Genomic DNA, 23,471 nt, shown 5'->3' with positions numbered 1-23,471 from the left:
GGGACCGGGGCGCCGCGCCCCGGGGGAGAGGAGCCGCAGGATGGCCGACCCCGGCAGTCTGCTGGCCCATCAGCGCCGCGCGCACATCTTGGAGGAGGTACGCCGCCGGGGCGGGGTCCGGGTGAACGAACTGACCCGCTCCCTGCACGTCTCGGACATGACCGTCCGGCGCGACCTGGACGCCCTCGCCCGCGAGGGCCTGCTGCTGAAGGTGCACGGCGGTGCGGTGCTCGGCGGTGAACCCAGCAGTCACGAACCGGGGTTCGACGCGAAGTCGCAGTGGGAGCGGGCGGCGAAGGACTCCATCGCGAAGGCGGCGGCCGCGCTGGTGGCCCCCGGATCGGCCGTCGCGCTCTGCGCGGGGACCACGACGCACGCCCTGGCCCGGGAACTGGCCGAAATCCCCGGACTCACCGTGGTCACCAACTCGATCCGGACCGCGGAGGTCTTCGAGGCCGCGCGGCTCGGCGGCGGTGCGAGCGCCACCACGGTGCTGCTCACCGGTGGCATCCGCACGCCCTCGGACGCGCTGGTCGGGCCCGTGGCCGACCGCGCCATCCGCTCCCTGCACGTGGACCTGCTCTTCGTCGGCTGCCACGGGCTCGGCACCGCGACCGGACTGACCACCCCGAACCTCGCCGAGGCCGAGACCAACCGGACCTTCCTGCGCTCGGCGCGCCGGACCGTACTGCTCGCCGACCGCACCAAGTGGACGATGGTCGGGCTGACCACCTTCGCCACCCTCGACCAGATCGACGTCCTGGTCACCGACGCGCTCCCGCCCGACGAGGCGGCGGCCATCGCCGAGCGGGTGGGGGAGATCGTCCTTACCTCGGATCCCGCGGGCTGAGCGCGGCCTCCTCGGCGGGCCGCGGGTACCAGCGGTGCCACCAGTGCCGCCGGCGCGGGTGGACGGCCCGGCCGAGGCGGCGCCCGAGCAGCAGGTAGCCGAGCAGCGCGCCGGACGTGTTCAGGATCACGTCGTCGATGTCGAAGGCGCGGCCCGTGACCAGGGCGCCCTGGATCAGCTCCACCAGGATCATGACGGCCGCGGTCGCGACCGCGACCCGCGCCAGCCCCCGGGCCCGCGGCACCAGGACGGGCAGCAGCACGCCGAACGGGACACCGAGGAGGAGGTTCCCCCCGAGCTGGCGCGCCGCCTCGCGCACCGTGCCCCGGTCGATGTACGCGCGGATCGAGCGGCCGGGGTGCACATTGCTGTACGTCAGCCCCTCCGAGGCGGCCGAGGGCTCCAGGGTGAGCCGGGCCAGTACCACGCTGAAGGCGACCATCGCCGCAAAAGCCAGCAACACCAACGCTGTCCGCATGATGAGATGCCGGGTCGAGCGACGGCGCGGCTCCTCGGGCACTTCCGCCGGGGGCTTCCCGCCCCAACTCCACTTCCTGGTCAGTGTCATGGCGCCCTCCTACCCCTGGCGCCGCGGTTGACGCGGACCCCTGTAAGTGCGCGCCCGAAACGTGAACTGGATCACCTTTGTGTTTGCTCATTCCCCGACGGGGCATTTGCGCCCCTTGAGCGAACCCCGGGCGGTGCCGTCTGCCGCCCGGGACGACGCGGGCGGATCCCGCATCGCTCCACGGCCGCCGGTCCCCGGACCGCCGCGCCGTGCTCACTGCGACCCGCGAGGTACATGTGTCCAGGCTCCAGACCGAGCACGTCTACAAGGTGTTCGGCAGACGACCCGAGGAGGCGGTTCGGTCCCTCGAGGCCGGCGCCGACCGCGACGACCTGCGCGCCGACGGAACGACGGCAGCGGTGATCGACGCCTCCTTCAGCGTCGAGCCGGGCCAGATCTTCGTCGTCATGGGCCTCTCCGGATCCGGAAAGTCCACCTTGCTGCGGATGCTGAACGGGCTCCTCGAACCGACCTCGGGACGCGTCCTCTACGACGGCCAGGACCTCACGGCGCTCAGCCCGGGTGACCTGCGCCACGTCCGCTCCACCAAGATCAGCATGGTCTTCCAGCACTTCGCGCTGTTCCCGCACCGCGACGTCCTGGAGAACGCCGCCTACGGCCTCGAAGTCCAGGGCGTGCCCCGGGCCGAGCGCGAGCGCCGGGCCACCGAGGCCCTGGAGCTGTGCGGCCTGGCCGGCTGGGAGCGCTCCTGGCCCGACGAACTCTCCGGCGGCATGCAGCAGCGCGTCGGCCTCGCCCGCGCCCTGGCCACCGACGCCGACCTGCTGCTGATGGACGAGTCCTTCAGCGCGCTCGACCCGCTGATCCGCCGCGACATGCAGGACCAGCTGCTGGAGATCCAGACCCGGCTGAAGAAGACCATCGTCTTCATCACCCACGACCTGAACGAAGCGATGCGCCTCGGCGACTCCATAGCCGTGATGCGCAACGGACGGATCGTCCAGCTGGGCACCGCGGAGGACATCCTCATGCGGCCCGCCGACGACTACGTCGCCTCCTTCATCCAGGACGTGGACCGCTCCCGCGTGCTCACCGCGGACGCCGTGATGACCGCTCCCGGCCGCCCCGGCGGCGCCGAGGACCGCGCCTGCGACTGTCCCACCGTCAGCGCCGACACCCCGCTCGCCGAGCTGTGCGCGGTCAGCGCCCGGGTGCCGCACCCCGTGGCCGTCACCGGCGCCGACGGCGCCGTCGTGGGCCGCGTACCGCAGTCCCGCCTGGTCGCCTTCATCGGCGACGAGCAGCGCGCGCCGCTGCGGTGCGACCGTACGGCCGTCCCGCGCCAGAAGCAGGAGGTGGCGCTCTGATGCCCCGCCTCCACCTCGGTGTGTGGGTCGACCACGCGGTCGACTTCCTCCAGAGCCACCTCTCCTGGCTGTTCGACGCGATCGCCACCGTCGTCACCGGCCTCTACGACGGCTTCGACGCCGTACTGTCCTTCCCGCACCCGCTGCTCTTCGCCGGCATCCTCGCCGTCGGCGCGTGGTGGCTGCGCGGCCTGCTCGCCGCGCTGCTCGCCTTCGCCGGCCTCGCGCTCATCGACTCCGTCGAGCTGTGGGACGAAGCGATGTCCACCCTGTCCCTGGTGCTCGTCGCGACCCTGGTGACCCTCGTCATCGCGGTCCCGCTGGGCATCTGGGCCTCGCGCTCCGCGCGCGTGAGCGGCGTCCTGCGCCCGGTCCTGGACTTCATGCAGACCATGCCCGCCATGGTCTACCTGATCCCCGGCATCATCTTCTTCGGTGTCGGCGTGGTCCCCGGCATCATTGCCACCATCGTCTTCTCCCTGCCGCCCGGCGTCCGGATGACCGAACTCGGCATCCGCCAGGTCGACGGCGAACTCGTCGAGGCCGCCGACGCCTTCGGCACCACCCCGCGCAACACCCTGATCAAGGTGCAGCTGCCCCTCGCGCTGCCCACGATCATGGCGGGCATCAACCAGGTGATCATGCTGAGCCTGTCCATGGTCGTGATCGCGGGCATGGTCGGCGGCGGCGGCCTGGGCGGCGCCGTCTACCGCGCCATCGGCAACATCGACATCGGCCTCGGCTTCGAGGCGGGCATCTCCATCGTCATCCTCGCCATGTACCTCGACCGGATGACCGGCGCGCTCGGCCGGCACGTCTCGCCGCTCGGCCGCCGCACGCTCGCGAAGGCCCGCGCCCTGGCGACCGGCCCGAAGCGGGTCTGGAACCACCGTCCCCAGCCCGCCTACGCCCTCACCGGCGCGGTCGTCCTGGCCCTGGTCGCGGGCGGCCTGAACGCCTTCGGCAGCCCGGGGGAGACCACCGTCGCCGCGGCCGACGACGTCGGCAAGGGCCGCAAGGTGAGCATCGGCTACATCCCGTGGGACGAGGGCATCGCCTCCACGTTCCTGTGGAAGGAGCTCCTGGAGCGCCGCGGCTTCGAGGTCGAGGCCCGCCAGCTCGAACTGGGCGCGCTCTTCACCGGCCTCGCGGGCGGCCAGGTCGACTTCCAGACCGACGGCTGGCTGCCGGTCACCCAGGCCGAGTACTGGGCGAAGTACGGCAACAAGCTCGACGACCTCGGCTCCTGGTACGGGCCGACCTCCCTGGAGCTGTCCGTTCCCTCGTACATGAAGGACGTCCGGTCCCTCGCCGACCTCAAGGGCAAGGGGGACCGGTTCAAGGGCCGCATCATCGGCATCGAGCCCAGCGCGGGCGCGATGGGACTGCTCAAGAGCAAGATCCTCAAGGAGTACGGCCTCGACGGCGAATACCAGGTCGTCGACGGCTCCACCCCCGGCATGCTGGCCGAACTCAAGCGGGCGTACGACAAGAAGGAGCCCGTCGCGGTCGTGCTCTGGTCGCCGCACTGGGCCTACGCCTCGTACGACCTGACCAAGCTCGAGGACCCCAAGGGTGCCTGGGGCAAGGGCGACGGCATCCACAGCCTCGCCCGCAAGGGCTTCGCCGCCGACGAGCCCGAGGTGGCCTCGTGGCTGCGCGACTTCAAGCTGACGGAGCCGCAGCTCACCGGCCTGGAGGCGAAGATCCAGCAGACGGGCAAGGGCAAGGAGCAGGAAGCCGTGCGCGCCTGGCTGAAGGAGAACCCGCAGATCGGCGGCAAGGCGGCGGTCGCGGCGCACTGAGCGGCGGGTGCCGGCGCCGTTCCCTGAGCGGGGGTGCCGGCGCCGTTCCCCTGAGCGGGGGCGCGGCGCGCGCACCCGCCCGCGGGGATCCGCCCCCCGCCCCCTCGCGGCCCCGGCCGACCGGCACACGTCCTGCGCGACGAGCCGGTCGGCCGGGGCCGTTCCCGCTGAAGCGGGGCTGCCGAAGGCGACGCGTCGCAGGGGGGCCGATTACCCCTGACCGGCGACGTTCGGCAGGATGAGGGCATGACCGAGATCCGCACCCCCCGACTCCTCCTCCGCCGCTGGAACGACGACGACCTCGTTCCGCTGTCGGAGATCAACGCCGACCCGGAGGTGATGCGCTGGATCGGCGACGGGTCCGTCCGCGACCTGGACGAGACCGCCGGTGACATCGAGCGCTGGGAGGAGGAGTGGGACGACGAGGGCTTCGGCCTGTTCGCCGTCGAGCTGCTGGCCTCGGGAGAGCTGATCGGCGCCGTCGGACTGACCGTCCCGGACGCGCTGCCCGAGTTCGCGCACGAGGTGGAGATCACCTGGCGGCTCGGCCGGCCCTTCTGGGGCCAGGGCTACGCTTCCGAGGCCGCGCACGCCACGCTGGAGTTCGCGCTCCAGGACCGGGGCCTCGACCGGGTCATCGCCATCAACCGGGCGGGCAACGACGAGTCCGAGAACGTGATCCGCAAGCTCGGCATGGTCTCGGAGCGCGACGGGAACCACCCCGTTTACGGCCACCTCCTCCAGGTCCACACCATCGACCTGACCGAGTACGACGCCTGAGCGGCCCGATCGCGCCTGCGGTCCGGGACGATCACCCCGGACGCCGTAGGCCAGCGGGGTGGGAGTGCCGGTCATCGACCGGCCCGGCCGTGACCTGCAACTAAGGTGGGCCCATGAGTGCCCACGGCGTCAGCCCCGCAACCCAGTGGCCGCCGACCCCGGCCTGGATGTCCGACTGCGCCGAATGCGTGCGGCTCTACGGGGCCGTGCAGCGCGTCCACGCGGCGGCCGACGGGGCCCGGGACGGGGCCGGAACCGGTGCGGCGGCCGGGGTCTCGCGCACCCGGCTGGCCCGGCACCTCGCCAACATGCACCTGGAGCACATCCCGCGCTGGACCCCCGGCTGCGCACCGTGCTCCGACCACCGGGCGGCCCTGGAGCGCGCCACGGCGTCCGGTCTGCTGGGCGCGGGGGCGTCCTGGCTGGCGGCGGAGCACCGCGCCGCCCACCTCTTCGTACCGGGGCTGGGGACGGGGCCGTCGTAGGCCGACCGCCGCTGCCCGGAGAAAGCCGGACATCCGGACATCAGTGCCCTTTTCCGGGGAACCATTGGGAGCCCCCGGGTCTCTACATGATCGAGTGGCCCTCCGCGGGGGTGTCACCCACACCACGAGACAGAGGGCGGGCGGGTGTCCCGGCCGGTACAAGCTAGGTGGCACGACGGATGAAGGCGGTACCAGTGGCGGGCGAGTCGCCCGACACGCCCAAGAGCGAGCAGGACCCGGCCGCGAAAGCGGCGGCCACCCCGACCCCCGACCCGGCGCCGACCTCGGCCGCGGCCTCGGACCCTGAGCCTGAGCCCGACCAGGCCTCGGACCCTGAGCGTGAGCCTGAGCCCGACCCCGCCTCGGAACCGGACCCGGCTCGGTCCGAAGCTGTCTCGACCGACATTGCGTCCGATGATGCGGATGCGGATGCGGATGCGGATGCGGAGGGCGAGGGCGATGCGGGGGCGGAGTCCGTGCCCGCCGACTCCGGGTCCGCCGCTGACGAGGATGAGGCGGCGGCATCCGCTCCGGCCGACCCCCGGTCCGCCGACGGCTCGGCGGGCGTACGGGCTTCGGTCGGCCCGCGGTCCGTTGACGGCCCCAGGTCGGCAACCGGCGCAGCGGCGGTTCGGACTGCCGTCGACCCGCGGGTAGTTGCCCAGGCGGCTCCGTCGCGTGGGCCGGAGCCCGAGCCGGATCCTGCCTCCCCGTCGGGTGCCGAGGCGGATGCGGATGCGGATGCGGGCGCGCGGAAACGTTCCGCCGCCGTGCCGGAGCCGGAGCCCGTGCCGCAGCCCGAGCCCGAGCCCGAGCCCGAGCCCGAGGCTGTGCCGGAGCTGGAGCCGATGCCCGAGGTCGAGCCCGTGCCGGAGCCCGAGGCCGAGCCCGTGCCCGAGGTTGAGGCCGAGCCCGTGCCCGAGGTTGAGGCCGAGCCCGTGCCCGAGGTTGAGGCCGAGCCCGTGCCCGAAGTTGAGGCCGAGGCCGAGCCCGAGGTTGAGGCCGAGCCCGTGCCCGAAGTTGAGGCCGAGGCCGAGCCCGAGGTTGAGGCCGAGCCCCAGCCGGAGCCCAGCGCGTCGCTCGCGCGGGCCGAGGAGGGCGCTCCCGCCGGGGGTACGTCCGTACCGGACGCGACGGACGAGGAGCCGTCGCGCGATGGCGAATCCGCGTCCGGGGACGGGCCCGCCCGCAAGGCGCCGCCGGAGTCGGACGCGGCACCGGCCGACGCACCGGCGGCCCGCACCGCCCCGAGCTGGGCGAAGCCCCCGGCACCGGCCTCCAGGCCGACCTGGGCCAAGAACGCGGCCCCCGCCTCGCCGCCCACCGCGCCGGACGACGCACCGGACGACGAGCCGGACGCGCCCACGGCCGAAGCACCGGCCTCCCGCGCCCCCGCGGAGCCCGCACCCCGTGTCGGGACCAAGGAACAGGGCGCCCCCGCGCGAGCCGCGCTCCCGGCCGGCACCAAGGACGGGGACAAGGCGTCGGCATCCGCGGCCGACGAGGGCACCCCCGCGGCCACGGCACCCCCGGCACCGAGCCCCCGCACCCCGGCCAAGGCGGCACCCCCGGCCAAGGCCGCACCCCCCGCCCCAGCACCGGTACCCACCCCCGCCCCCGCTCCCACCCCCCTCCCCGAGCGGTCGGCCCTCGATCTGCTCGCGGAGCTCACCAACTCGCCCGCGCCGACCGGGACGGCCGCGCGTACCGTCGCGCGGCGGTTCAAGATCTGGACGCCCGTCCTGCTCGTGCTGGTCGGCGCGGCCGTCGTCGCGCAGACCGTGCGGCCGGTGCCGCCGACGCGTCTGGCCACCGGGGACGCCGCGGTCTCCTTCGCCTTCGACGGGAGCTACACGGCCCCGTGGCCCGCCGCCGGCCAGGGCGCGATCCGCGTCGTCGGGACCGGCGCCGTCGGCACGTTCGGGGAGCAGAAGCCCGTCCCGATCGCCAGCGTGGCCAAGGTGATGACGGCGTACGTCATCCTCACGGGGCACCCGTTGAAGAAGGACGAGGCCGGCCCGCCGATCGAGATCGACGCCAAGGCGGTCGCGGACGGTGCGGCCGAGGACGAGTCGCGCGTCGAGGGCCTGCGCGTCGGAACCAAGTTCAGCGAGCAGGACGTGCTGAAGATGCTGATGGTTCCGTCGGCGAACAACGCGGCCCGCCTCCTGGCCCGTTGGGACGCACGGAGCGACTCGGAGGCCCCGTTCGTCGAGAAGATGAACGCCGCCGCCCGGACGCTCGGCATGACGAACACCACCTACACCGACCCCAGCGGGCTGGACGCCGGTACCAAGAGCACGGCGGAGGACCAGGTCAAACTGGCGGAGGCGGTCATGCAGTTCGACGCGTTCCGGGCGATCGTGGCGCTGCCGACCGCCCCTGTCCCGGGCCTGCCGGCAGCGCTCCTGAACAACAACGCCAGCCTGCTGCAGTCCGGACTCAACATCAAGGGCATCAAGACCGGGTCCAGCACGCCCGCGGGCGGCGCGCTGATGTGGGCGGCGTACAAGTCGGTCGGCGGCAAGGACCAGTTGGTCCTCGGGGCCACCTTGGAGCAGCGCGCCCCCGCACCCGACAAGGACGCCGTCAACAGCCTGGCCCTGGTCAAGGAGAACAGCAAGAAGATCATCGAGTCGGTACGGGGCGCCCTGACGGCCGCCGCGGCCGTCAAGAAGGGGCAGGTCGTCGGCTATGTGGACGACGGGCTCGGCAAGCGCACCGCGCTCGTGGCCACCCGGGACGTCCAGCTGGCGGGCGTCCCGGGCCAGAGCGTACGGCTGACGCTCACCGAGGGCGGCAAGGCGCTGCCGCGCGCGGCCAAGGCGGGAACGCCGGTCGGCGAACTGGTGCTCGGTGACGGCCCCGGGGCGACGACGGTTCCCCTGGTCCTCAAGGAGAACCTCACGGAGCCCTCCTTCACGACCAAGCTGTTGCGCCTGAGGTAATCCCGCACCGCTTCGGCCGTTCGTGGGCCCCCAGCCGATCCCGGCCGGGGGCCCACGCGCATGCGCCCCCGCTCCGGCCCTTCCCTCCGCTTCGGGTGCCCCGCCTCCGCTTCGGCCGGCTTCGGCGCCGGGGGGGCGGTGACCTTCGCCACGGAGTACCGGGGCGGGGGCGTGTACAGGGGGTGGCCGCGCCGTCGGGGCGGACGGTGCGGGAGTGGCCGGGTCAAGCCCATGGGACCAAGTGGAACGGCGAGATCCGGACAGAGTGAGGCGCACGAGGCCGTTGGGGCCGGCAGGGGGCCGACCCGGGCGCGCGGCGCCCCCGAGCCGTGGATCACCGCCCCGTCGCCCCACGGCCCCCGCTCCGCGGTCGATCCCGGCGTCCGTTTGCAACCGTTCCGCTACGGCAAAGGCACGGCGCGCCGCATCGCGCATCCCGCCCGCTGCCGCCGCGCCGTCCACGACTCCGCCGTCGCGGCATCCGGCGACGGCCGGCCGGGCTCGCGCGGCGGTGCGGAATCTGACATTCGATCGCCGTAATCCGGACAGTCCCGTATACGACCCGTAGTGTCCGAAGGGCGCCAATCGCAGGCTGCGGGGCCGGTGATGGCCGTTTCGGTTGCAGGTGGCGGCGGTGACCCATCTCACTGTGCGAAACGTTGCCAGGCTTGCCGCACTGCTCGAATATCGACCCGGGATGCAGTCCGGCGCGATCGCGATCCGATCGCCAGGCAACTCAAAGTCAATGATTCTCGGGGGAGTTCGTCATGACCACGGCCCTTGATCTTCACGCATGGGAACTTGCGGAACAGGGTTGCACTCTGCTCACAGGCATTGAAACGGACGAGCAGGCCGCCGAAGTGCTCAGCGCCTTCGGTGAACTCGTCCCGCAGTACGACGGCTCGCTGCGGTACCAGGTGAAGGCGGCTCCCGGGTTCGAGGAGCGCCGCTACTCCAAGAGCGTCAACACCATCCTCGTCCACACGGAAGCCCCGGGCTGGAACCCCACGCCCAGCTACCTGGCCCTGCACTGCCGGGTCCAGGCGACCTGCGGCAGCGGGCACACCGAACTGGCCGACATGCGCCGGTTCGTGGACTCGCTCCCCGCCCAGGAGCGGGCCGCCCTCTACGAGCGCGACATCGACTGGGTCGGTCACAACACCGGTGGAGTCGGGACCGAAGGCGTACGCCGGCCCGTGATCGAACGCACCGAAGGCGGCCGGGAGATCGTCCGTTTCAGCTACAACCTGCTCACCACCGGGCAGTACGACCCGCCGGTCGACGCGACCGTCGATCCCGCGGAGCTGCCCCTCGGCAGCTTCGGAATCCACCTCGCCGAGCAGGCCGAGGCGTTCTTCCGGGAGCAGAAGCGGTCCGTCCTCATCCCCGAGGACGCGGTCCTCGTCTGGGACAACCAGCGCATGGTGCACGCCCGTTCCGCGTACCGCGACGCCAAGCGGCACCTGACCCGCTACTGGATCGCGGCACCGCACTGACCGCCGCCGCGCACCGGCGGCACCCGCGCGATGGCAGCCATCCCGCACTGACCGCCACCGCGCCCTGACCGCCCGTACCCCGCCGGACCACGCCCACCGCCGGGCCCCGTCCGCCGGGCCATCCGCACCGGTCCGCCCCGCGCGCCCCCGGGCCGCGCGGCCCGGCCGGAGGCGGCCCGGCTGCGGGACCCGGATGCGGCGGCCCCCACCCCGTCCCGGCGCCCCGGCCGGCAGGCCGACCCGCCCCGCGCCGGTACGGCCGCCGCGCCGCGCGACGCCCGCGCGTCGCGCCCCCAGGAACACCGATCCCTAAGGCTGGACCATGACCACCATCGCCCAGAACGTTCCGCTCCCGGACCAGCACGACGGGTCCCCGCAGGAGTTCACCGAGGAGTTCCCCACCGGTCTGCCGGAGGAGCTGCGCGGACTGCCCGAGGGCGTGCCCCGCCACAACCCGGACGACCAGGTCGAGACCGCCGTGATCCGCCGCCTGGTCAACAACTGGCACCGCCGGGCCACGGTGAAGCGCGACGAGCCGGACCTCGACGACCTCTTCGAGATGGACCGGCCCGACTACCCCGAGGGCATCCTGCCCTTCCACGACCACCCCACCTACCAGGCGCTGGACCCGGCGAAGAAGTCGGAGCTGATGAGCTGGGCGTGGATCGCGTACAACCGCCACACGATCATGGCCGAACAGAAGGTGGCCAACCCGGCGTTCGCCCTCGTGATGGAGGGGGAGTACCCCATGCTCCAGGACGAGGCGCTGAACATCTCGCTGGCGCAGGCCATGGTCGACGAGCAGTACCACACGCTCATGCACCTCAACGCCAGCGCGCTGACCCGCCGTCGGCGCGGCCGGCCCATGCCCGACAACGACCTGCCCATCTCGCACACGGCCCGCGAGCACCTGCGGCTGCGCGAAGGGGCCGCCCACCGCTGGCAGAAGTCGCTGACCACGCTCGCCTTCGCGACCGTGTCCGAGATCTCGATCAACGCCTACCTCGACCTGCTGGCCGACGACCCGCACATCCAGCCGGTCAACAGCAGCACCGCCAAGCTCCACAACCGCGACGAGTACTGCCACGCGTCGATCTCCGCCGTCCTGGCCGAGATGGTGCACGACAAGCTCGACCCCGAACAGGGCGCGTTCTTCCGGGACATGCTCTTCGAGGGGCTGGAGGCGTTCGTCGCCACCGACTACACCACCTGGCACCGGATCATGGACCTCGCCGAGGTGCAGGGCGGTCACGCGATGCTGGCCGACTGCCAGGCCGAGACGAGCCGCAAGCGCCTCGTGCGCGACTACACCGGACTGCACACCCTCATCGAGCGGATGGGCGTGCAGGACCTCGTCGAGTTCGACTGGTCGAAGTCCCACGTCGCCCGCTGACGCCCCGCCGATGCAGTCGCCGCACGAGCAGTCGCCGCAGCAGCCGCAGCAGAAGAGGAATCGAGACTTCCGGTGAAACACTACGCCAATGAGCGCCTCGCTCAGCTCGCGCAGGACCGCGGCATGCCCGCTGAGTACGTGCGTGACCTGCGCGTGGTCGGCAGCGTGCTGCCGTTCAAGGTCAACGAGTACGTCGCCGACGAGCTGATCGACTGGTCGGCCGCGCCGGACGACCCGATCTTCCGGCTGACCTTCCCGCACCGCGACATGCTCCCGGCGCCCGTCTTCGACCGGATGGCCGCGCTGCTCGACAACGGCGCCCCGCGCGGCGAACTGCGCCTGGCCGCCGCGGCCGCGCAGCTCGAACTCAACCCGCACCCGGGCGGCCAGTTGGAGGCCAACGTCCCCGAGCTGGACGGCCGCCGCCTGGACGGCCTCCAGCACAAGTACGCCGAAACCGTGCTGGTCTTCCCCTCCCAGGGCCAGACCTGCCACTCGTACTGCGGATACTGCTTCCGCTGGGCCCAGTTCGTCAGCCAGGCGGAGCTGCGCCAGGCACTGCGCGACCCGGCCGACCTGACCGGCTACCTCGCCGGGCACCCCGAGGTCACCGACGTGCTCTTCACCGGCGGCGACCCGATGATCATGCGCACCGAGGTGATCCGCCGCTGGGTCGAACCCCTGCTCGCACCGGGCGCGAACGCGGTGCGCACCCTGCGGTTCGGCACCAAGGCGCTCTCGTACTGGCCGGCCCGCTTCACCACCGGCGACGACGCCGACGACCTGCTGCGCCTCTTCGAGCAGTCGGTCGCGGCGGGCAAGCACGTGGCCGTCATGGCGCACTTCTCGCACCCGCGGGAGCTGGAGACCGAGGCGGTACGGGAAGCCGTCGCCCGGATCCGGTCCACCGGCGCGGTGATCCGCGCCCAGGCGCCCCTCGTGGCCCACGTCAACGACGACGCGGCCGCCTGGGCCCGCATGTGGCAGATGCAGGTCGACCTCGGCATGGTCCCCTACTACATGTTCGTCGAGCGGGACACCGGAGCGCGCAACTACTTCGGCCTGCCGCTGGTCCGGGCCCTGGACATCTACACCGAAGCCCTGCGCGGGGTCTCGGGCCTGGCCCGCACCGCCCGCGGCCCGGTCATGTCGGCCGGACCCGGCAAGGTGATGATCCACGGCACCGCGGAGGTCGGCGGCGAACACGCCTTCGTCCTCAGCTTCCTGCAGGCCCGCCGCCCCGAATGGGTCGGCCGCCCCTTCTTCGCCGCCTACGACGAACACGCCCAGTGGTACGACGACCTCAAGCCGCTCTCCGCCTCCGGGACCTCCTTCCCGCCGTTCCCGGAGTTCTCCGCATGAGGCTCGCGGTCCACGAGATCCGGCTGACCGACCACGACGTCTGGCGCAGCGCGCGCGAGGCCATCCCGGTCCAGCCGGGCCTGCTCATCGAGCTGTCCGCGGGCGGGCGTTCGGGGTTCGGCGAGGCCTCGGCCTTCATGACCGACCGCTACAACTCCTCCCTCGCGGCCATGCACGACGACCTGCGCCGGGTCGCGGCCACCGTGCGCGCGCTGCCCGGGGACGATCCCGAGGGCGCCTGGGCCGTACTGGCCCCCCTGCTCGCCGGTTCGCCGTTCCTGCTGGCCGCGCTGGACGTCGCCGCGCACGACCTCGCGGCCCGGCTGGCGGACGTACCGCTCTGGCGCCACCTGGGCGGCGAGGCGCCCGGCGTCCTGCACTCCAGCTACAGCATCGGCCTGGACGAGCCCGCGGTGATGGTGCGCAAACTCCGTGAACGCCCGGGCTGGCCCGCGTACAAGGTCAAACTCGCCGCCCCCGGCGACCTGCACGTCCTGCGCGCCCTGCGCGAGCACACCGACGCCCCGTTCTTCGTGGACGGCAACTGCGGCTGGGACCTGGCCGGTACGCTCGGCGCCCTGGACGCGATGCGCGAACTCGGCGTGGAACTCCTGGAACAGCCCTTCCCGCGCGAGCGGTGGGACGACGCCCGCACGCTCAAGGAGGCTTCCCCGATCCCGGTGTACGCCGACGAGAGCATCACCGGCCCCGACGACCTCGACGCCTGCGCCGAAGCCTTCCACGGGGTCAACCTCAAGCTGATGAAGGCGGGCGGGATCACCCCGGCGCTGCGCATGCTGCGCCGGGCCCGCGCCGCGGGCCTCGGCACGATGCTCGGCTGCATGCCCGAATCCAGCGCCGGCGTCTCGGCCACCGCCCACCTCGGACCGTACGTCGACCACCTCGACGCGGACTCCATCGCGCTGCTCGCGGTGGACACGGGCACCGGGGTGCTGCTCGACGAGCAGGGCCGGATCACCCTGCCGGACGCTCCCGGCACCGGCTTCGTCCCCGACTTCGACGGGCCCGCCTTCACCGTCCGGCCCGTGCTGGCCGGGCGCGCCGGCTGGGACGGCGGGCGGATCGCCGCCTACCGCGACGCCGCCCCGGTCGCCTCGCTCGCCGAACGCCGCCGGCCGCTGCCCGGCCGCGAGCCGAGCGACACCGTGCGCCGGCTGACGGAACTGTCCGTCGAGGACCGGGCGAGCGCGGCGGAACTCGCCGCGCTGCTGCGCACCGCCGTCACCCGCGCCGTCGCCGACGGCGCCGACACCGTCTGGACCCGCCCCGACGCCACCGTCGCCGCGCTCGGCGAAGCGGCCCGCGCCACCGGCTTCGCCGCGACGCCCGCCGACGACGCCGACGCATCCCTCTTGGTCTGGAAGGCACCCGCATGACCAGCGTCCCCGCATCCCCGGCCCCCGCCGCGCCGGCCGACGGCGTGCCCGCTGCCCGCAGCGGCGCCGCCGGGGCGCCCGCCCTGGTGACGGCCGCCTCCGCGACCGCCACCGCGCTCGCCGCGCTCCGGGCCGCCGGCGTCCCGGACGACGACGCCCGCGACGTGGCCGCCGCCCTCACCGAGACCTCCCTGCGCGGCATCGACACGCACGGACTGCGGCTGCTCCCGCAGTACCTCGCCGAACTCGACCAGGGCATCGCCACCGCGCGCCCCGACATCACCGTGCTGCGGGACTCCGGCGCCGCCGTCATGCTCGACGCCGACGGCGCCCTCGGCGTCGTCGCGGGCCTGGCCGCCGCCCGGATCGCCGCCGAGCGCGCACGCACCCACGGCGTGGCGGCCGTCGGCGTCCGCAACTCCAACCACTTCGGCGCCGCCTCCGTCTACAGCCGCCACCTCGCGGCCCAGGGCCTGGTCGGCATCGTCACCACCTCCGCCGCCTCGCGCGTCGCACCGTTCTCCGGCACCACCCCGCTGTACGGGACCAACCCGCTCAGCGTGGCCGCCGCCGACGACGGCGACGAGTTCGCCCTCGACATGGCCACCAGCCAGGTCTGCTTCGGCGAGATCAAGGAGCGGCGCAAGCACGGACGCGCCCTCGACGCGGGCTGGGCCACCGACGCCGACGGCCGCCCCGCCACCGATCCCGAGGACGCGTACGCCCTCTCCCCGCTCGGCGGGTACAAGGGCCAGGGTCTCGCCATGGTCGCGACCCTCCTCGGCGCCGTCCTCACCGGATCGCCCGCCGACTGGCACCTGGAGCACATCGGCGAATCCGCCCCCGGCCGCAGCCGCCAGGTTGGCCACTTCCTGATCTGCCTGGACCCGGCCGCCTTCGGCGGCGCCGAAGGCTTCGCCGCCGGTTTCGCCGACCTGGTCACCACCACCCGCGGCACCCGGCCCGGCGTCGAGGCGACCCAGCCCGTCCAGGTCCCCGGCGACCCGCAGCGCCGCACCGCCGAACGGCGCGCCGCCGACGGCATCCCCCTCGACCCGCACACCGCGAGCGCCTTCGCCGCGCTCGCCGCCCAGCACGGAACCGGAGCGGGCGCATGATCCTGGTCCTGCTCAGCCCGCGCAACGCCGGACTGCCCTTCGCCGAGTGGCTCGGCGAAGAGTCCGGCCGACTGCTGGCCGTCACCGCTGCCGGCGTCGACCCCGGCCCCGGCTTCCTCGCCGTCGAAACCGTCGCCGACTACTTCGACGACACCGCCGTACGGGACGCCGCGCGCCGCCTGTGCGCGCGGTACGGGGTCACCCGCGTCCTGGCCCTCGCCGAGGTCGACGTGGAACGCGCCGCCGCCCTGCGCGAGGAGTACGCCCTGCCCGGCCAGCGCCCCGAGAGCGCCCGCGCCTACCGCGACAAGGTCCGGATGAAGGAACTCGCCGCCGCGGGCGGGATCCGCGTCCCCGCCTTCGCCCCGGCCGACTCGCCGGCCGACGTCCTCGCCTTCATGGCAGCCCACCCCGGCCCGGTCGTCGTCAAGCCGCGCGGCGGCTCCGGCTCCACCGGCGTGGCCGTCCTGGACACCCCCGACGACGTGCCCGCCGTCACCGACCGGATCCGCTCCGGCGGGCACGAGGTCGAGGAGTTCGTCGCGGGCCGCTTCTTCCACGTCGACGCCCTGCACGCGGACGGCGGGCCCGTCGTCGCCGTGCCCTCGCTCTACACCGACGGCGGCTGCCTCTCGCACTGGACCGACTCCGGCAACGGCAGCTGGACCCTGGAGCGCGAAGACCCCCTGCACCGGCGGCTGGTGGAGGAGACCTGGCGGCTGGTGGACGCCCTGCCCGCGGCGCCCGCGCTCTTCGTACACGCCGAGTTCTTCGTGACCGACGCCGACGAGATCGTGCTGTGCGAGATCGCGGGCCGGGTCGGCGGAACCCCGATCCCGGCCATGCTGGAAGCCGTACTCGGCCTCGATCCACGGCACTTGTGGTCCCGCATCGAATGCGGGCTGCCCGTGGACCTCGACGCCGTCCGCGCGCACGCGCGCAGCGCCCCCCTCGTCGCCAACTTCGGCCTCCCGCCGCGCAACGGGCGGATCACCCGGGTACCCCTCGAAGCCCCCGACGGCACCCGGGACTTCGCCGTCCTCGCCGAGCCCGGCGAGGACTGGAGCGGCGCCCGCTACACCGGGCGCAAGTCCGGCGACTTCATCGCCACCTGGCTGGTCACCGCCACGACCGAGGGCGAACTGCTGGCCCTGATCGCCAAGACCGAGGCCGACACCGAAGCGGCCTTCGGCTGGGACCTGGTCACCGGAACGGCAGGGGAGGCGCGATGACGTACACGGCCACGGTCCTGGACCCCGCGAGCCGCCCCACCGCCCTGGAGTTCCCGGCCCTGGAGCGGCCCCCGGTCATCTGGGACGACGACCGCTGGTGGCGCTTCACCGAACGCACCGACCTCCACGAAACCCACTACCTCGCCGTCCACGGCCCCGACGGCTCCCTGGCCGCCCTCGCCCCGCTGCTCCTGACCCGCGACGGCGGCGGCCTGCTCTTCTACGACGCGCCCAAGATGACCGGCGACCTCGGCGCCTTCGGCGACCCCGAGCACCTCACCGGGGCCGAGCGGGCCCGCTGGGACGAGCTGGCGGCCGCCCTCCCCGAGGCCCGCCGCGCCCAGTACCCCTCGGTGGCGCTGTCCGTCTTCGGCTCCCACCACGGCATCGTCCACGCCGCCGACCGCGGCGAGAGCGAACGCCGGGAGGTCCTCGCCGCCCTGCCCGGGCTGCTCGACGACGCGGCCCGCTCCCTCGGGTGCGCCAGCCACGCCCTGCTCTACGCCACCGACGAACAGGCCGGGATCCTCGGCCCGGCGGCGGCGGAGCGGGGCCACGTCCCGGCCGTCCTCGGCGCCGAATCCGTCCTGCGCCTCGCCGCCCCGGACTGGGACGCCTACCTCGCCTCCCTGGTCAGCCGCAAGCGCAAGCGCGCCAACCGCGAACTACGCGAGTACGCCGAGGCCGGATTCACCACCGTGGTCCGCGAGGGAGCCGACGCGCTCACCGGGCCGGTCGTCGACCTCCAGGTCGCCCTGCGCGCCAAGTACGGCCTGCCGGGCGGCCGTCCGCGCGTCGAGCGGGACTTCGCGGCGATCCGCGAGACCGTCGGCGACAGCGCGCTGGTCCTCAGTGCCGAACGCGACGGCGAGACCCTCGGCTTCGTCCTCTACCTCCGCTCCGGCGACGCCCTCTTCGGGCGCACCGCCGGTTTCGACGACGACCGGGCCAAGGGCGTCTACTTCGCCCTCACCTACCACGAGACCATCCGCTGGTCGCTGGCCAACGGGGTCCGCGACATCTGGTACGGCCTCGCCGCCTACGACGCCAAGAAGCTGCGGGGCTGCGACCTCGAAGCACGCCACGGCTGGTTCCACTTCACCGGCGAGGGCCACCAGGTCCTCACCGAGACCGTCCGCCTCCAGGGGGACGGCGAACACGGCCGGCTGCGCAGCCTCGGCCCGAACAGCACCACCCCACAAGGAGACTGAGCCGACATGCCACTGACCCCGACCCCCTTCATCTGGATGGACGGCGAACTGGTCCCCTGGGACGAGGCCCAGGTGCACGTGCTCACCCCGAGCCTGCACTACGGCTGGGGCGTCTACGAGGGCGTCCGCGCCTACGAGACCGAGACCGGCCCCGCCGTGTTCCGGCTGCGCGAGCACATCGCCCGGCTGCGCGACTCCGCCCGCGTCTACCTGATGGAACTGCCCTGGACCGACGAGGAGTTGGTCCAGGCGGTCCTCGACCTCGTCCGCGTCAACGGCCAGCCCTCCTGCTACATCCGCCCGATCGCCTACCTCGGCTACGGCGAGATGGGCGTGGCCCCGAACCTCGACGCCGTCCGCATGTCCATCGCCGTCTGGCCCTGGGGCTCCTACCTCGGCGACAAGGCGGAGAACGAGGGCTGCCGCCTCATCGTCAGCAACTGGCAGCGCAACTCGAACCAGACCGTGCCGCCGCTGGCCAAGGCCACCGGCGCGTACGTCAACAGCGCCCTCGCCAAGGTCGGCGCCCAGCGCGCCGGGTACGACGACGCGCTGATGCTGACCGCCAACGGGCACATCGCCGAGGCGTCGGCCGCCAACCTCTTCATGCTCCGGGGCGGCGAGCTGGTCACCCCGCCGGTCAGCGACGGCATCCTGCCCGGCATCACCCGCGACTGCGCGATCACTTTCGCCCGCGACCTCGGCCTCACCGTCGTCGAGCGCAGCATCCCGCGCAGCGAGGTGTACATGGCCGACGAGGCGTTCCTGACCGGGACCGCCGCCGAGATCGTGCCGGTCGCCTCCGTCGACGAGCGCCCGGTCGGCAACGGCCGGGTCGGCGCCGTCACCAAGGACCTGCGCGGACTCTTCCAGGAGGTCGTGCGCGGCCGCAACGCGGCGTACGAGCACTGGCTGGAGCGCGTGTGAGCGGCGAGCACGCCCCGGCCCGGCCGGGCCAGGGGCTCGGCCGGGCCCGGGCCGCAGTGGGCGAGGCGGTGGCCCGGCTGGAGGCGGCCGCCCTCGCGCTGCCGGACGTCCCGGTCACCGCGGCCGGGCCCGGCGGGGACGTCTCGTGGGGCGAGGAGGTCTGCGACCGGCTGATCGACCTGGCGGCGGCCCGGGCGTGGCTGCGCGCCGCCGAGCCCGACTCCGCCGCCAACGGCACGGACGACCTGGACGACCTCGACGAGATGATGCACGCCTGCGTCCGCTGGGCGGTGGGGGAGGACGTCGTACGGACCCGCTCCCGGGTCGACACCTACGTCGCCGACATGATGCCCGTGCGCGAGGGGCAGAGCGCCGACGCCGCGCACCGCCTGGTCACCTCGGTGGTCACCTTCGCGGCCCGCCCCGCCTACTACGACGGCGCCCTCGCCCGGCTGCGCGCGGCGCTCGGTCCGCGCCCGGCCGGCCGGGCCGCCGCGGCCTGGGACCTCGTGGACGAGGCCCTGCGCGGCCTCGGCGTGACCCGGGACGAATGGGTGGGCGCGGACCCCGCGTTCACCGCCGCGGGCGGCTGGGTCCTGGTCGAGCGCCTGGGCCGGATCCAGCTGGCCACCGCACTGCTGGCCGCGGCGGCAGGGCAGCCGGACCCGCTGGAGGCGCAGCGGCACGTCAACGCGGTCCGCCGGTACACCTGGAACTGGCTGCGCCAGCCGCCGCCCGAGGCGGCCACCGAGGTCCACGTCCGGCGCACCGGTGAACTCACCGCGTGGCTGCGCGGGGCCCCGCCCGCGGCCGTCCCGGGGCGTGGCGCATGAGCGGCCCGCGGACCCCCGCGCCGGGCCCGGCCGCGCCGTCCCCGCTCACCGGCCGGCTCGCCCGGTTCCTGGTCGCGATCCTGCCCAGGACCCCCGCGGGGCGCAAGCTCGCCGCGGGCGCCGCCGTGGACTCGGTCGGCTCCGGCATGTTCCTCGCCGCGTCGACCCTGTACTTCGTCACCGTCGTCGGCTTCCCGGCCGAGCGGGTCGGCCTGGTGCTCGCCGTCGCGAGCGTCGTCGGCCTGCTCAGCCCGGTCCCGCTCGGGCGGCTCGCCGACCGGGTCGGCCCCGCCCGGGTCTACGTCGCCCTGCTCGCGGCCCGCGGCATCGGCTACGCGGGCTTCGCGCTGGTCCACGACTTCTGGCCGTACGCGCTGCTGACCTGCGTCCTCACCGCGCTGGACCGGGGCTGCTCACCGCTCCAGCAGGTCGTGGTCGGGCTGATCGAGGGCGGCGAGAACCAGACCCGCACGATGGCTTCGATCCGCTCGGTCCGCAACATCGGGCTGACCGCCGGGTTCCTGCTGGCCGGCGCCGTGCTGGCGGTCGAGAGCCGGGCCGCCTTCGTCGCCCTCTTCCTCGGCAACGCGCTGACCTTCTTCGTCATCGCCGCCGTCGTGGAGCGGCTGCGCCGCCGCGCCGCCCCCGGGGCCGCCGCGCCGAAGACCGCTCCACCGGCCGCCGCGGCGGCGCTCGCTCCGCAGCCCGAAACCGCCGTGCCCGCGTCCGGGCAGCCCGTCCGCAGTCCCTTCCGGGACCTGCGGTTCCTGCTGTTCACCCTCTCCAACGGCGTCCTGTCCCTGCACGACTCGGTGCTCTTCGTGCTGCTGCCGCTGTGGCTCACCACCGCCACCAGCGCACCCGCCTCGGCCGTCTCGGTGCTCCTCGCCGTGAACACCGTCCTCACCGTGCTGCTCCAGGTGTACGTCTCCAAGTTCGCCGAGACCACCGCGCGCGCCCTCAAGCTCGTCTGGGTCGCCCTGCTGCCGCTGCTGCTGTCCTGCGGCCTCTTCGCGGGCGCCGAGCACGTCTCCGTCTGGCCCGCCGCGGCCTGCGCCGTGCTCGCGGTGGTGCTCCTCACGGTCGGCGAGAACCTGCACTCGGTCGCCGTCTGGAACCTGTCGTACGAGATGTCCCCGGCCCCGGCCCGCTCCCGCTACCTGGCCACCTTCAGCCTGGGCGTGACCGGCCAGCAGATCGTCGGCCCGGTCCTGATGACCTCGGTCATGCTCCCGCTCGGCAGCATAGGCTGGGCGCTGCTCGCCGGGATCTTCGCGGTGGCCGCAGTCGTCGTACGGGCCACCGGCGGCCCGAAGGACGCTCCTGCCGACGCCCCCGGGAAGCTGCCCGCCACCCCGCCCGCCCCCGCAACAACCGAGGTGACCACATGACCGAGCACGTACTCATCGTCGGCGGCGGCCGCGAGGTCCCCGGACTGATCCGTGAGGCGGGCGGTCCGGAGGTGGCCACCACCATCCTGTGCCGGATGGACTTCGTGCCCAAGATCCGCAAGCCCGGTCAGCACGACCGGGTGCTCGCCCTGCGCAGCGAGGCACCCGACGAGGAATGGATCGCCCTGGCGGCCGCCGTCCACGCCCGCCACCCCTTCACCCGGGTCGGCACCTTCGGCGAACGCGACCAGGACCGCGCCGCCGCCGTCGCCGCGGCGCTCGGCCTGCCCTGCCACAGCCCGCAGACCATCACCTACGTCCACGACAAGCACGCGATGCGTCGCAGGCTCGCGGAGACCGGCGTCGACGACACCCCGGTCGCCCGCGTCGCCGACGCGGCGCAGCTCCGCGCCTTCCTCGCCGAACACGGCACGCCCTGCGTGGTCAAACCGGCCCAGGGGGCGGGTAGTTTCGGCGTCTCCGTCGTCCGCGACGCCGAGGAGGCGGAGGCGGCCTTCGCCCGCGCCGCGCGCGACTTCGAGGTGATCCCCGACGCGGGCGTGCTCGTCGAACGCTTCCACGTCGGGCCGCAGTTCAGCGTCGAGGCCTTCTCGGAGGACGGCGAGCACGAGATCCTGGCGATCACCCGCAAGTACTCCGATCCGGTCGGCTTCGTCGAGGTCGGCCACGTCGTCCCCGCCGAACTCGACGACGAGCGGACCGGTTCGGTGCACGCCTACGTGCGCCGTCTGCTCGACGCCCTCGGCATCACCTACGGCGTCACCCACACCGAGGTGGTGCTCACCGACGCCGGGCCGCGCGTCATCGAGACCCACGTCCGGCTCGCCGGGGACGAGATCCCCTACCTGGTCCAGGACGTCACCGGGGTCGACCTCGTCGACTGCGTGGTCCGCCAGACCCTGGGGCAGCCGGTGCTGGCCGACATCCGCAAGACCCTCGCGGACCCCACGGTGGACCGCCGCCCCGAGGCCATCTGGTTCGCCGTGCCCCGCGCGCGCGGTACCCTCACCGCGATCGACGGGCTGGCCGAGGCGGCCGCCCTGCCGGACGTCGTCGTCGCCGAGGCCCTCCTGGACGCCGGGGACACGATCGGCGAACTCGACAGCTCAGAGTCCCGCGCCGCCTTCGTGCGCGCCCGCGGCGCGGACGCCGCGGAGGCGGTCGCCCGCGCCCAGCAGGCGGTCGCCGGGCTGGAGTTCGCCGTCCGGGTCGTCGGCGGCGCCCGGGCCGGCTCCGGCGAGTGGGTCTGAGGCGGCACCGGTGAACGACATCACGGCGGGGCCGGGGCTCGCGGAACGCGCCCGGGCGGTGCTTCCCGCGGCGGCCTACGACTTCTACGCGGCGGGCTCCGACGAGCAGCTCACTACGGGCGAGGCGGCGGCGGCCTGGCGGGCCCGGCGGTTCGCCCCGCGCGTCCTGCGGGACGTGTCCGCGGTGGACACCTCCGTGGAGCTGTTCGGCAGCACGCTCTCCGCGCCGGTCCTGGCGGCGCCGACCGCCTTCCACCGGATGGCGCACGACGAGGGAGAGGTGGCCACGGCCGCGGGCGTCCGGGCCGCCGGCTCCCTGATGGTGCTCTCCTCCCGCGCCACCCGTCACCCGGAGGACGTCGCGGCGGCCGCCGGACCCTGGTGGTACCAGGTGTACTGCCTGCGGGACCGGGACATCACCCGCCGCCAGGTCGAACGGGCCACCGCGGCCGGGGCCCGGGCCCTGGTCCTCACCGTGGACGCGCCCTACGTCCCGCCGAAGGCCACGGCGGGTCTGGCGCTGCCGCTGCCCCAGGACGACGAGCTGTGCCGTTCGGTCGGACTGGGCACCCGGACGCCCGGCTGGGAACAGGACCCCTCGATCGGGCCCGAGGTGATCGGCGAGCTCCACCGGCGCTCCGGCCTGCCCGTGCTGGTCAAGGGCGTGCTGCGGGCCGACGACGCGGCGGCGTGCGTGGCCGCCGGGGCGGCCGGGGTGATCGTCTCCAACCACGGCGGCCGCCAGCTCGACCGCGCGGCCGCGACCGCCGAGGTGCTGCCGGGGATCGTCCGCGCGGTGGGGGACAGGGTGCCGGTCCTGGTCGACGGGGGCGTTCTGACGGGGACGGACGTCCTGGTCGCGCTCGCGCTGGGGGCCCGCGCGGTCCTGGTGGGCCGCCCGGTCCTGTGGGCCCTGTCCGTGGGCGGCGCCGACGGCGTGGCCGCCCTGTTCGACTCCTACCGGGAGCAGCTCTCGCTGCGGATGGCGCTGGCCGGGGCCCCCGCCCTCGGTGCTATCGGCCCGGACCTGCTGCACGGCTGACCGTCGCGGGCCTGCTGCACGGCTGACCGGCGCG

General features: G+C 73.9%; 19 protein-coding genes. 18 read left to right on the top strand and 1 reads right to left on the bottom strand.

The genetic code is table 11. From position 1 onward, the window contains the following. The first annotated feature begins 40 nt into the window (after nt 1-40). Nucleotides 41-850, top strand: coding sequence for a DeoR/GlpR family DNA-binding transcription regulator (locus AC0693_RS15535; RefSeq protein ID WP_468465623.1), 810 nt, complete (start codon nt 41-43; stop codon nt 848-850). Here the strand turns inward: AC0693_RS15535 and AC0693_RS15530 are convergent. Continuing rightward, entirely contained in the window at nt 828-1,418 is a 591-nt protein-coding gene (locus AC0693_RS15530) for a VanZ family protein (protein WP_356410454.1), read from the bottom strand. The two genes, AC0693_RS15535 and AC0693_RS15530, sit on opposite strands and share 23 nt — an antisense overlap. A 236-nt stretch (nt 1,419-1,654) precedes the next feature. Between AC0693_RS15530 and AC0693_RS15525 the strand changes: the two genes are divergently transcribed. The 17 genes from AC0693_RS15525 (at nt 1,655) to AC0693_RS15445 (ending at nt 23,437) form a co-directional block, all read left to right on the top strand. After that, nucleotides 1,655-2,746, top strand: a complete 1,092-nt coding sequence (locus AC0693_RS15525) for a quaternary amine ABC transporter ATP-binding protein (protein WP_469317311.1) — start codon at nt 1,655-1,657, stop codon at nt 2,744-2,746. Then, nucleotides 2,746-4,551 carry an ABC transporter permease/substrate binding protein gene (locus tag AC0693_RS15520; protein WP_469334830.1) on the top strand — a complete coding sequence of 602 codons (1,806 nt, stop codon included), beginning with the start codon at nt 2,746-2,748 and terminating at the stop codon, nt 4,549-4,551. Before AC0693_RS15525 ends, AC0693_RS15520 begins: the two co-directional genes overlap by 1 nt. 246 nt (nt 4,552-4,797) lie before the next feature. Beyond that, on the top strand, nt 4,798-5,331 hold the full coding sequence (locus tag AC0693_RS15515; protein WP_469317278.1) for a GNAT family N-acetyltransferase: 534 nt from the start codon (nt 4,798-4,800) through the stop codon (nt 5,329-5,331). A 113-nt stretch (nt 5,332-5,444) separates the two neighbouring features. Then, the gene (locus AC0693_RS15510) at nt 5,445-5,816 is read left to right on the top strand and encodes a hypothetical protein (protein ID WP_356410442.1); all 372 of its coding nucleotides are present in this window, start codon (nt 5,445-5,447) and stop codon (nt 5,814-5,816) included. A gap of 788 nt (nt 5,817-6,604) precedes the next feature. Next, entirely contained in the window at nt 6,605-8,764 is a 2,160-nt protein-coding gene (locus AC0693_RS15505; protein ID WP_478802080.1) for a serine hydrolase, read from the top strand. Between the two features lie 767 nt (nt 8,765-9,531). Beyond that, the gene (locus AC0693_RS15500) at nt 9,532-10,260 is read left to right on the top strand and encodes a TauD/TfdA family dioxygenase (RefSeq protein WP_469334821.1); all 729 of its coding nucleotides are present in this window, start codon (nt 9,532-9,534) and stop codon (nt 10,258-10,260) included. A gap of 322 nt (nt 10,261-10,582) precedes the next feature. Further along, a complete protein-coding gene (locus tag AC0693_RS15495; protein WP_478802079.1) occupies nt 10,583-11,653 on the top strand; it encodes an AurF N-oxygenase family protein in 1,071 nt (356 codons plus the stop codon). 123 nt (nt 11,654-11,776) lie between these two features. Further along, nucleotides 11,777-13,015, top strand: coding sequence for a KamA family radical SAM protein (locus AC0693_RS15490; RefSeq protein ID WP_478802078.1), 1,239 nt, complete (start codon nt 11,777-11,779; stop codon nt 13,013-13,015). After that, nucleotides 13,012-14,412 carry a dipeptide epimerase gene (locus AC0693_RS15485; RefSeq protein ID WP_356410427.1) on the top strand — a complete coding sequence of 467 codons (1,401 nt, stop codon included), beginning with the start codon at nt 13,012-13,014 and terminating at the stop codon, nt 14,410-14,412. The genes AC0693_RS15490 and AC0693_RS15485 overlap by 4 nt, the downstream gene beginning before the upstream one ends. Beyond that, complete coding sequence (locus AC0693_RS15480; RefSeq protein ID WP_469317273.1) at nt 14,409-15,530, top strand: Ldh family oxidoreductase; 1,122 nt, start codon at nt 14,409-14,411, stop codon at nt 15,528-15,530. The genes AC0693_RS15485 and AC0693_RS15480 overlap by 4 nt, the downstream gene beginning before the upstream one ends. Further along, a complete protein-coding gene (locus tag AC0693_RS15475) occupies nt 15,527-16,762 on the top strand; it encodes an ATP-grasp domain-containing protein (RefSeq protein WP_478802077.1) in 1,236 nt (411 codons plus the stop codon). Before AC0693_RS15480 ends, AC0693_RS15475 begins: the two co-directional genes overlap by 4 nt. Next, a complete protein-coding gene (locus AC0693_RS15470) occupies nt 16,759-17,973 on the top strand; it encodes a GNAT family N-acetyltransferase (protein ID WP_469317271.1) in 1,215 nt (404 codons plus the stop codon). The genes AC0693_RS15475 and AC0693_RS15470 overlap by 4 nt, the downstream gene beginning before the upstream one ends. 6 nt (nt 17,974-17,979) lie before the next feature. Continuing rightward, nucleotides 17,980-18,900 (top strand): branched-chain amino acid transaminase, encoded by a 921-nt coding sequence (locus AC0693_RS15465; RefSeq protein WP_468465603.1) that lies wholly within the window; start codon nt 17,980-17,982, stop codon nt 18,898-18,900. Further along, entirely contained in the window at nt 18,897-19,733 is an 837-nt protein-coding gene (locus AC0693_RS15460; protein WP_478802076.1) for a hypothetical protein, read from the top strand. Before AC0693_RS15465 ends, AC0693_RS15460 begins: the two co-directional genes overlap by 4 nt. Beyond that, on the top strand, nt 19,730-21,124 hold the full coding sequence (locus AC0693_RS15455; RefSeq protein WP_478802075.1) for an MFS transporter: 1,395 nt from the start codon (nt 19,730-19,732) through the stop codon (nt 21,122-21,124). The genes AC0693_RS15460 and AC0693_RS15455 overlap by 4 nt, the downstream gene beginning before the upstream one ends. Then, nucleotides 21,121-22,395: an ATP-grasp domain-containing protein gene (locus AC0693_RS15450; protein ID WP_478802074.1), complete on the top strand. Its 1,275-nt coding sequence runs from the start codon at nt 21,121-21,123 to the stop codon at nt 22,393-22,395. The genes AC0693_RS15455 and AC0693_RS15450 overlap by 4 nt, the downstream gene beginning before the upstream one ends. Before the next feature lie 10 nt (nt 22,396-22,405). Next, a complete protein-coding gene (locus AC0693_RS15445; protein ID WP_478802073.1) occupies nt 22,406-23,437 on the top strand; it encodes an alpha-hydroxy acid oxidase in 1,032 nt (343 codons plus the stop codon). Nucleotides 23,438-23,471 lie beyond the last annotated feature (34 nt).

The organism is Streptomyces sp. NPDC043876, from assembly GCF_056435825.1.
The sequence above is the reverse complement of the archived record's forward strand: the minus strand, read 5'-3'. Positions and strand labels throughout refer to the sequence as shown.